Annotated in this window: 8 protein-coding genes; 5 read left to right on the top strand and 3 right to left on the bottom strand. The window is 74.2% G+C overall.

The window, feature by feature from the left end:
* A partial coding sequence (locus ACTUAL_RS08815) for an MFS transporter (RefSeq protein ID WP_440899905.1) occupies positions 1-1,101 on the bottom strand: 1,101 nt, incomplete at its 3' end.
* 79 nt (positions 1,102-1,180) lie between these two features.
* Positions 1,181-1,981 carry a glutaminyl-peptide cyclotransferase gene (locus ACTUAL_RS08810; RefSeq protein ID WP_440899904.1) on the bottom strand — a complete coding sequence of 267 codons (801 nt, stop codon included), beginning with the start codon at positions 1,979-1,981 and terminating at the stop codon, positions 1,181-1,183.
* Between the two features lie 57 nt (positions 1,982-2,038).
* Here ACTUAL_RS08810 and ACTUAL_RS08805 point away from each other — a divergent pair, with 57 nt between their 5' ends.
* Positions 2,039-2,980 (top strand): DUF3027 domain-containing protein, encoded by a 942-nt coding sequence (locus tag ACTUAL_RS08805; protein WP_440899903.1) that lies wholly within the window; start codon positions 2,039-2,041, stop codon positions 2,978-2,980.
* Positions 2,977-5,805: a sacsin N-terminal ATP-binding-like domain-containing protein gene (locus ACTUAL_RS08800; RefSeq protein WP_440899902.1), complete on the top strand. Its 2,829-nt coding sequence runs from the start codon at positions 2,977-2,979 to the stop codon at positions 5,803-5,805. Before ACTUAL_RS08805 ends, ACTUAL_RS08800 begins: the two co-directional genes overlap by 4 nt.
* Before the next feature lie 432 nt (positions 5,806-6,237).
* Here the strand turns inward: ACTUAL_RS08800 and ACTUAL_RS08795 are convergent, their stop codons facing one another.
* A complete protein-coding gene (locus ACTUAL_RS08795) occupies positions 6,238-6,483 on the bottom strand; it encodes a DUF2530 domain-containing protein (protein WP_440899901.1) in 246 nt (81 codons plus the stop codon).
* Between the two features lie 140 nt (positions 6,484-6,623).
* Between ACTUAL_RS08795 and ACTUAL_RS08790 the strand changes: the two genes are divergently transcribed.
* The 3 genes from ACTUAL_RS08790 to ACTUAL_RS08780 all read left to right on the top strand — a co-directional run.
* A complete protein-coding gene (locus ACTUAL_RS08790; protein ID WP_096491324.1) occupies positions 6,624-8,063 on the top strand; it encodes an NCS2 family permease in 1,440 nt (479 codons plus the stop codon).
* Positions 8,064-8,227: 164 nt separating this feature from the next.
* On the top strand, positions 8,228-8,674 hold the full coding sequence (locus ACTUAL_RS08785; protein WP_177154480.1) for a MarR family winged helix-turn-helix transcriptional regulator: 447 nt from the start codon (positions 8,228-8,230) through the stop codon (positions 8,672-8,674).
* Positions 8,675-8,678: 4 nt separating this feature from the next.
* A partial coding sequence (locus ACTUAL_RS08780; RefSeq protein WP_440899900.1) for an MFS transporter occupies positions 8,679-10,001 on the top strand: 1,323 nt, incomplete at its 3' end.

Raw genomic sequence — 10,001 nt, 5'->3', positions numbered from 1 at the left:
GAAGCCCGCGAGCACCCGGATCGACCCGTTCGCCCACAGCGCCGCCACGACCGCGCGACCGAGCGCCCTCCGCCCGCGCTCCCGGCCTGCCGCGTCCGGGGTCCGGACCTCGGCGACCTCCGCGCGCACCGGGACCCGCAGGCAGCACCAGGTGTTCGCCACGCCCAGCGCGGCGCTGAGCCACAGCGCGCCCGGCGGGCCGAACGTGTTCACCAGCCCGATCGCCGCCAGCCCGGACACCGCGCCCGCGACCAGCCCGAACGCCGTCAGGCGGGCGTCGGCCCTCGCCCGCTCGACCTCCGGCGGCAGCACCTCCGGGGTGATCGCCTCCCGCAGCGCGGTGAACGACCGGGACAGCAGCGCGCCCGCCAGCGCGGCCGGGTACAGCGCCCAGCCGTCGACGTGCAGCGCCAGCACCACCGCCACCGCCACGCGCAGCGCGCACGACGCGGCCAGCGCCCACCGCCGCCCGCGCCGCAGGCGGTCCAGCGCCGGGCCGATCAGCGGGGCGAGCAGCGCGAACGGGACCGCGGTGACCAGCAGGCAGAGCCCCGCGCGGGTCTTGGACTCGTCCACCCCGGCGGAGAAGAACAGCGCGTTCGCCAGCCCCACGGCGAGCGCCGCGTCGGCCGCGAAGCTCAGCATCACCGCGTAGGTGAGCGAGGACAGGCCGGACTCCCCGGCGCCGTCGGCGTGCGCGGCGGTGCGCAACCGACCGAGGCCCACCGAGGACAGCAGCCTCGCCCGGTACAGCGCGACGCGGGTGACGGTCAGCTTCCTGGGCAGCTGGGTCGGCTTGTGGGTGGGCTTGGTGCGCTCGTCGTGGCCGGGGATCGGCTTGGTGCGCCGGGGGCCCGCCCGCCCGGTCGGGACGGTGGGCCGCTCCCGGCCCCGCTCGTCGTAGGCGTCGCGGTCGTAGTGGTCCCGCTCTGCGCGCCCGCGCCCGCGCTCCCGGCTGCGCCGGTCGTAGCCGTCGGGGTCGTAGGTCTCCCAGGGCTCGCTGTCCGGGCGCCCCCGCCCCGCGCCCCCGCGTTCGGGCCGGGTCTCGTCCTGCCGCGGGTGATCCTCCCGCGGGTGATCGCGATCGTCGGACGGGCTCATCCCGACCATCCTGCCGCAACCGCGGCGGCCTGTCGCGGATCGCCGCACGACCACCGCACGACCACTGCACGACCGCTGCTCAGCCAGCGGGGAGGCGCACCCGGAACATGCTCGGCCAGTTCTTGCCCGTGACCAGGAACTCGTCCGAGCCGGGCACCGAGGCGATCCCGTTCAGCACGTCCGACGCGGGCACACCCTCCGGGCGCAGCGACGACAGGTCCGCCACCAGGTCGACCGCGCCGGTGGCCGGGTCGATCCGCACCACCTCGTCGGTCTGCCACACGTTCGCCCACACCCGGCCGTCGACGCACTCCAGCTCGTTCAGGTCCTCCAGCGGCTCCCCGGCGCGCGTCACCGCGACCCGTCCGCGCTCCTCGAACGTCGCCGGGTCGCGGAAGGCCAGCTCGGCGGTGCCGTCGCTCATCACCAGCCGGTCCCCGTCCAGGCACAGGCCCCAGCCCTCGCCCTCGTACGGCACGCGGCGGACCTCGGCCAGCGACGCCCGGTCGCGCTCGATCGCCACGCCGTCGCGCCAGGTGAGCTGCCAGATCCGCTCCCCCACCACGGTGATCCCCTCGCCGAACAGCGGCGACGGCAGGTCCAGCTTCCTGCGGACCGTGCCGGTGGCGGGGTCGACCTCGCGGATGCTCGACCGGCCCTCCAGACCGGTGCCCTCGTAGAGCACGTCCCCGGAGACCTCCAGGCCCTGGGTGAACGCGCCGGGGTCGTGCGGGATCGTTCCCAGGACCTCCGGGCGCGCCGTGACCGGTGTGGACGGTCCAGCGGGTTCGGTCGACCGAACACCGTCCCCACCGGACGAGCAGCCCGACAGCACCGCCACCACCACGACCGGGACCACCGCCACCTCGAACCAGCGCACGTCCGAAAGGGTGGCACGTGTGCGCGGCGCGGCGAAGACGTGCGGCACAATCCACCTGTGACCGCCACGCCGACTCAGCAGCCCCAGCCAGTGCTCGCCGACCCCGCGGCCGTGCGGCTCGCGCGCGACGCGGCGCAGGAGGAAGCCGGATCGGAGCACGTGGGGGCCCACGTCGGCGTCCTCGTCGAGGACGAGACGTCGGTCACCCACTTCTTCGAGGCCGATCACGCCGGTTACCGGGGTTGGCGGTGGGCCGTCACGGTCGCCAACGCGGGGGAGGGCACGCCGGTCTCGGTCAGCGAGGCCGTGCTGCTGCCCGGCAACGACGCGCTGGTCGCCCCGCAGTGGGTGCCGTGGAACGAGCGGGTCCGCGCGGGCGACCTCGGCGTCGGCGACCTGCTGCCCGCGTCCCCCGACGACCCCAGGCTCGCGCCCGGCTACGTCGAGTCCGAGGACCCGGCGGTCGAGGAGGTCGCGCTGGAGGTCGGCCTCGGCCGGGTGCGCGTGCTCTCCCGCGAGGGCGTGCTGGACGCCGCCGAGCGCTGGCGCGGCGGCGACTTCGGGCCGCGCAGCGAGATGGCGCGCAGCGCGCCCGCCGCGTGCGGGACCTGCGGGTTCTACCTGCGCATCGCCGGGGCGCTCGGGGCGGCGTTCGGGGTGTGCGGCAACGAGCTGACGCCCGCGGACGGGCACGTGGTGCACGTCGAGTACGGCTGCGGCGCGCACTCCGAGGTGGAGGTCGAGGGCGGTTCGGCGGTGCCGGTGGCGGACGTCGTGTACGACGACGCGCTGCTGGAGGTCGAGGTGAACGAGCCGGTGGCCCGGTCCGCCGACGCTGCCGTCGACGCTGCTGACGACGTTGCCGCCGACGACGTTGCCGCCGACGCCGACGGCGCTGCCGCGGGCGAGGGCGACACGCCCGGCGCCGTGGACGAGGTCGAGCGGGTTTCCGACGCCGCCGACGCGACCGGGGTCTCCGCGCGGGCGACAGCCCGGTGAGCGCGGACCACTTCGGCACCGAGGCCCTGCGGGAGTCGGTGCTCGCCGCCTGGCGCGGTTCGCCCACCCGCTTCCGGGAGGACGCCAACGCCGAGGAGGACCTGAGGCTCGGCGGGTACCGCGACCGGCTGCTGGTCGAGCTGGCGCAGAACGCGGCCGACGCCGCGGGCGCGGAGCCCGGCGTGCTGCGGTTGTCCTTCGTGGACGGCGAGTTCCGCGCGGCCAACACCGGCGCGCCGCTGACCGCCGACGGCGTGACGGCGCTCGCGTCGCTGCGCGCCTCCGCGAAGAGCTCCGACGCGGTCGGCCAGTTCGGCGTGGGCTTCGCGGCCGTGCTGGCGGTGACGGACGCGCCGCGCGTGGTGTCCACGTCCGGCGGGGTCGCGTTCTCCGCCGCGCGCACCCGCGAGGCGGTGCCGGAGCTGGCGTCCAAGCGCGGCGGCGACGTGCCCGTGCTGCGCCTGGTGTGGCCGACCGACGAGGCAGGCCCGCCCGAGGGCTTCACCACCGAGGTCCGGCTGCCGCTCACCTCCGCGGACGGCGACGCCCTGCTGCGCGAGTGCGCCGAGCAGGCGCCCGACCTGCTGCTCGCCCTCCCCGGCCTGCGCCGGGTCGAGGTCGGGTCGCGGGCCTGGGACCGCGCCGAGGACGGCGACAAGGTCGTGATCACCGGTCCGGACGGCGAGCGCGCCTGGCTGGTGCACCGGGTCGGCGGCGAGCTGCCCGAGCGCTTCGTGCAGGGCGTCGAGTCCCGGCCGGTGTGGTCGGCGTGCTGGGCCTACCCGGTCGACGGCGCCCTCGGCGGCGAGGTGCTGCACGCGCCGACCCCCACCGACGAGAAGCTGTCCCTGCCCGCGCGCCTGATCGCCACGCTGCCCGTCGAGCCGTCCCGCCGCCGGGTGCTGGTCGGCCCGGCCGTCGAGCACGTGCTGGCGATGGCGGCGCGGGCCTACCCGGCGCTGGTGACCGCGCTGCCCGCCGTGGAGCGGACCGCGCTGGTGCCGCTGCCCGGCTTCCCGCTGTCCGAAGTGGACGGTGTGCTGCGGCAGGGCGTGCTGGAAGCGCTGCGGGACGCCGAGTGGCTGCCCAAGGCGGACGGCGGCTGGACCTCGCCGAGGCGGGCGAAGGTGCTGGACTCGCCGTCCGAGGACCTGGTCGACCTGCTGGAGGACGTGGTCCCCGGCCTGCTGGACGCCGAGCTGGTGCTGCCCGAGCACGCGCGGGCGCTGGCCGCGCTGGACGTGCCGAGGATGCCGGTGGCCGAGGTGGTGGCCGCGCTGGCGGGCATCGGCGGCGAGCCGGGCTGGTGGCACGACGTGTACACGGCGCTCCAGCCGTGGGCGGACGTGGACTCGTCCGCGCGCGAGGAGCTGGGCTCGCTCCCGGTGCCGCTCGCGGACGGCAGGCTGGTCAGCGGTCCGCGCGGCGTGCTGATGCTGGACGAGCCGGTCGACTTCGAGCTGACCGGGCTGCGCATCGCGCACCCGGAGGCCGTGCACCCGCTGCTGCTGCGCCTCGGCGCGGTAGAGGCGGGGGCGGCCGAGGTGCTCGACTCGGACGCGGTCCGCGACGCCGTGCGGCACAGCGGCGACGACCCGGACGAGGACCTGGTGCACGGGGTCCTGTCCCTGGTGGCGCGCGCGGGCGGCCGGCCGTGGCTGGGCGAGCTGGTCCTGCCGGAGGCGGGCGGCGGCTGGCGGCGCGCGGACGAGCTGCTGCTGCCGGACGCGCCGCTGCGCGAGGTGCTGGCCGACGACGCGCCGTTCGGCGTGCTGGACGCGGAGTTCGCGGCGGACTGGCCGCGCGAGGTGCTGTCGGCGGTGGGCGCGGCGGACGGCTTCACGGTGCTGGTCGACGACGAGCCGACCGACCCCGACCACGACCTGGCCGACGAGGCGGACTGGTGGGACGCCGCCGACGAGCCGCCCTCGCGGGTGGTGGGCGTGCGCGACCTGGACCTGGTGGCCGAGGGGAAGTGGACCAGGGCGCTGGAGCTGATGGCGTCCGACCCCGAGGTGTGGCGCGCGGTCGCGCAGCGCGACGGGTACACCGGGTGGTGGCTGGCGCGGTACGCGCGGATCGACGGCCGGGCGCCCCGCGCGTGGCGGCTGCCGGAGGCGGTGGAGCTGGAGGGGCTGTACGACCCGGTGGGCTCCGAGCTGCCCGCGCACGTCCTGGCGGCTGCCGGGGTGCGGACCGAGCTGGTGGTGCACGACGAGGACGACGTGGTCGACCTGCTGGCGCGGTTGGGCGACGCGGAGCGGGTGGTGCCGGACGCGCTGGTGCTGAAGGCGCACGCGGCGCTGGCGGAGGTCGCGCCGGACGTGCGGGAGGGGGCCGTCGAGCCGCCGGACCGCGTGCGGGTGCTGACCGGGGCGGTGGTGTCCGCGGACGACGTGGTGGTGCCGGACCTGCCGTGGCTGCTGGCTGTGCTGCCGGGCGAGCAGGTGCTCGCGGCGGACGGCGGGGCGGCGGAGCTGGCGGAGCTGCTGGAGCTGCCGCTGGCGTCCGAGGAGGTCGTGGGGGCGCTGCGGAGCGAGGGCGACGAGGTGGTGTGGGCGGAGCTGGGCGCGGTGCGCGTGGCCTGCGCGCTGCTGGGCGTCGAGCTGCCGAGGGGGACCGTGGTGGTGCACGACGAGCTGGTGGTCCACGCGGAGGGCGAGGAGCACGAGGTGCCGTGGTGGGTGGACGGGGAGGTGGTCCACGCGGCGGACACCCCGGAGGGGTTGGCGCGGGCGTTGGCGTGGACGACCGGGCGGTGGGGGGACCGGCACACGTTCGCGGCGTTGATCAGCGAGCCGACGCCTGCGGTGCTGTTGGGGTGAGGGGCGGGATCACGGGGTAAAAGCCGTGGTCACGGGTAAAAGCCTAGATCAAGAGCTGAAGAGCACGCCTCGCCGGCGGGGCAGACCTCCAAAAAAGAGGGGACACGGGCTCTGCCGGCCGGTGACCGTTGGGTTGGTGGTGCGGTTTACCCCTGCGGTGGGCGGGGTCCCTCTTCTCCGTTTGGCCTCCTTTCAGGCAAGCACGCTCGTCAAGACGCCGTTGGGCACCCCGGTCTTCCGGGCAGTGCGGCGGCATCTTGACAAGCGTGCTCGGGCTTCGCCAGGCCAAACGGAGAAGAGGGACGCGGGATGGCTGGCTGCGGGCTCGCTGCGCTCGCCCTGCAGCCCGCGAGGCGGTCAGCTTGCGAAGTGGTCAGTCAGCCTGCGCTCGTCTTGCGGTCTGCGGGCGCGGACCGTTTATTGCGCTATGCGCTACTGCAGCCCGCTCTGCGCGGTTCGTGAGCCCCTGCGGGCGGCTGAGCGTTGCCAGGCGAAGATGCCGAAGCCGATTACCCCGAGTGCGCCGCCTGCCGCGCAGGTCCACACCGCCATCGTGGGCGCCCCGATCAGCAGGGTGATCACCAGGCCCACCAGCCACAACGCGCTGCCTACCACGATCGGGGGCACCGGGTCGGTCAGGCGGGGTGGGAGAGGGGGTGGAGGGGGGAGTTCGGCCACGTCAGGCAGGCTACCTTCCCGAAACACCGATCAGGCAGGCTCCACCCGCTAACCGTCACCCTCGGCAACCGGCCTCGGGGGCGGGGCTGGGCGTCGGAGTGCGCCCGAGCGGTCACACAGGGAACAGGGAGTTGCACGACATGGGCCTGGACGGCTTCTTCAAAATCACCGAGCGCGGGTCATCCGTGGGGCGCGAGGTGCGCGGTGGGGTGGTCACCTTCGTCGCGATGGCCTACATCGTGGTCCTCAACCCCCTGATCCTCGGCAGCTTCTCCGCCGACGACCCGTCCGCGAAGACCGACATCACCGGCGCGATCCTGCCCGTCCCGCAGGTCGCGGCCGTCACCGCGCTGGTCGCGGGCGTGATGACCATCCTGTTCGGGCTCATCGCCAACTACCCGTTCGCGCTCGCGGCCGGTCTGGGCATCAACTCGTTCGTGGCGGTCACCCTCGCCCCGCAGATGACCTGGCCCGAGGCCATGGGCCTGGTCGTGGTCAACGGCATCGTGGTGCTCCTGCTCGTCCTCACCGGGGTGCGCACGGCCGTGTTCAACGCGGTGCCGAACGAGCTGAAGGCCGCCATCGCGGTCGGCATCGGGCTCTTCATCTGCTTCATCGGCCTGGTCGACGCCGGGTTCGTGCGCCGCGTCCCGGACGCCGCGGGCACCACCGTCCCGGTCGGCCTCGGCATCGGCGGGTCGATCGCGTCCTGGCCCACGCTCGTGTTCGTGGTCGGCCTGCTGGTCACCGGCGTCCTGGTCGCCCGCAAGGTCCGGGGCGCGATCCTGATCGGCGTGCTGTCCACCGCGGTCTTCTCCATCGTGCTGGAGGCGGTCGTCAAGGCCGGTCCGTCGGCGGGCACCAACCCGAAGGGGTGGAACCTCGGCTACCCGGCGGTGCCGGACAGCTTCTTCAGCCTGCCCGACCTGTCCCTGGTCGGCGAGTTCTCGTTCGGCGCCTGGACCCGCCTGCCCGCGCTGGCCGCCGCCCTGCTGGTGTTCACGCTCGTGCTCACCGACTTCTTCGACACCGTGGGCACCATGACGGGCCTCGGCAAGGAGGGCGAGCTGATCAAGGAGGACGGGCAGCTGCCCAACGTCAGCAAGGCCCTGCTGGTCGACGGCGTCGGCGCGGTCGCGGGCGGCGCGGCGTCGTCCTCGTCGAACACGGTGTTCATCGAGTCCGCCTCCGGCATCGCCGAGGGCGCCCGCACGGGCCTGGCGAACGTGGTCACCGGCCTGCTGTTCCTGGTCGCGATGTTCTTCACCCCGCTCTACGAGGTCATCCCGGTCGAGGCCGCCGCACCCGCGCTGGTGATCGTCGGCGCGCTGATGGTCGCCCAGGTCAAGGAGATCGACTTCTCCGACTTCTCGATCGCGCTGCCCGCGTTCCTGACCATCGTCGTCATGCCGTTCACCTACTCGATCGCCAACGGCATCGGCGCGGGCTTCATCAGCTACGTGCTGCTGCGCGCGCTGACCGGGCGGGCCCGCAGCGTGCACCCGCTGATGTGGGGCACGGCGGTGGCGTTCGTCGTGTACTTCGGCATCGGTCCGGTCCAGGCCCTGATCATGGGCTGACGCCCGTCCCCGGACGCCGGGGGAGAGCGCGAAGCCGAAGCGGCCCCCCCCGAGCGAGCAAAGGGCGGGCCGCGCCCCACCACCGTCCTGAACAGCGCGAACGCCGTCCACCAGCCCGCACGCCCATCGCTGAATGGGCGATTTCACAGTGAAGGCCCGAGATCGTGAGGTATGCTAACTACGTGGCGGAGACCGACGACCATGGGCTGGCGAGCAGGCTGAGGCTCGCCATCATCAGGTTGAACCGGAGGCTCCGCGCGCAGCGGGTCAACTCCACGATCTCGCTCACCCAGGTGTCCGCGCTCTCCACGCTGCACAAGTGCGGACCGCTGACGCCGGGCGAGCTCGCGGCCAAGGAGGGCGTCCAGCCGCCGTCGATGACCAGGGTCATCGCCGCGCTGGAGGAGTTCGGCTTCGCCACCCGCAGGCCCCACCCCACGGACGGCCGCCAGGCCATCGTGGAGCTGAGCCCCAGCGGGATGCAGTACATCAACGCGGAGGTGTCCGCGCGGGAGGCCTGGCTGGACCAGCACCTCGCGGAGCTGACACCCGAGGACAGGGCGGTGCTCTCCAGGGCCGCCGAGATCATCGACAGGATGGCGGGGCAGTAACGAAGTGCCTGCTTATGCGGAGGGCTCGCAGACCGATCGACCCGGTCGAGACACGGCGCTACCTCCGCCGAAGCGCAAGAGATCAGGCACGTTCAGCTCCCTGAAGGTCCGCAACTACCGGCTCTACGCCTCCGGCCAGGTCGTCTCGCTGGTCGGGCTGTGGATGCAGCGCGTCGCCCAGGACTGGCTGGTCCTGGAGCTGTCCGGCGGCGACCCGGTCGCGCTCGGCTTCGCCGCCGCACTCCAGTTCGCCCCCACCCTGCTGCTGTCGCTGTGGGCGGGCGTGCTCGCCGACCGGCTCGACAAGCGCCGCCTGCTGCTCGCGCTGGAGACGGGTCTGGGCCTGTGCGCGCTCGCGCTCGGCCTGCTGGAGGTCCTCGGCGCCGCCGAGCTGTGGCACGTCTACCTGCTGTGCCTGCTGCTCGGCGCGGTGTCCGCCGTGGAGACGCCGGTGCGCCAGTCGTTCGTGGTCGAGATGGTCGGCCGCGACCAGCTCACCAACGCGGTCGCGCTCAACTCCATGACGTTCAACCTGGCCCGCATGGTCGGGCCGGCCGTCGCGGGCGGCCTGATCGTGGTCGTCGGCGGCACCGGCTGGGTCTTCCTGATCAACGCCGCCAGCTTCGTCGCGGTGATCGCGGGCCTGCTGCTGATGCGCCCCGCCGAGCTGCACCGGGGCGAGCCGGTGCCCAGGGAGCCCGGCCAGCTCCGCGAGGGCCTGCGCTACGTGCGCAAGCGCCCCGACCTGGTGATCCTGCTGTTCCTGGTGTTCTTCGTGAGCACGTTCGGGTTGAACTTCTACGTCACCCTCGCCGTGCTGGCCCGCAACACCTTCGGCGGCGACGCCGACGCGTACGGGCTGCTGTCCACGCTGCTCGCGGTCGGCACCCTGGCGGGCGCGACGCTGGCCGCCCGGCGCAGCGCGCGCGGCGCGAAGCCGCGGCCGGTGCTGCTGGTCGTGGGCGCGCTGGCGTTCGGCGTGCTGGAGGTCGTCGCCGGGCTGATGCCCACGCTGTGGCTGGTCGGGTTGGTGCTGATCCCGGTCGGCGTGGCCATGATGACCTTCACGACCACCGCCAACGCGACCGTGCAGCTGTCCGTCACGCCCGCCATGCGCGGCCGGGTGATGGGGCTGTACATGCTGGTCTTCCTGGGCGGCAACCCGGTCGGCGGGCCCGTCATGGGCTGGCTGGCCGACCACTTCACCGCCCGCGCGCCGCTCGTGGTCGGCGGCGCGGTCTCGATCGTGGCCGCGCTGGTCGGCGCGCTCGTGCTCAGCCGCCGGGGTGGGATGGCGCTGCCCGTGGTGCGGCTGTCCCGGCGCAGG

This window comes from Actinosynnema sp., from assembly GCF_052038725.1.
The sequence above is the reverse complement of the archived record's forward strand: the minus strand, read 5'-3'. Positions and strand labels throughout refer to the sequence as shown.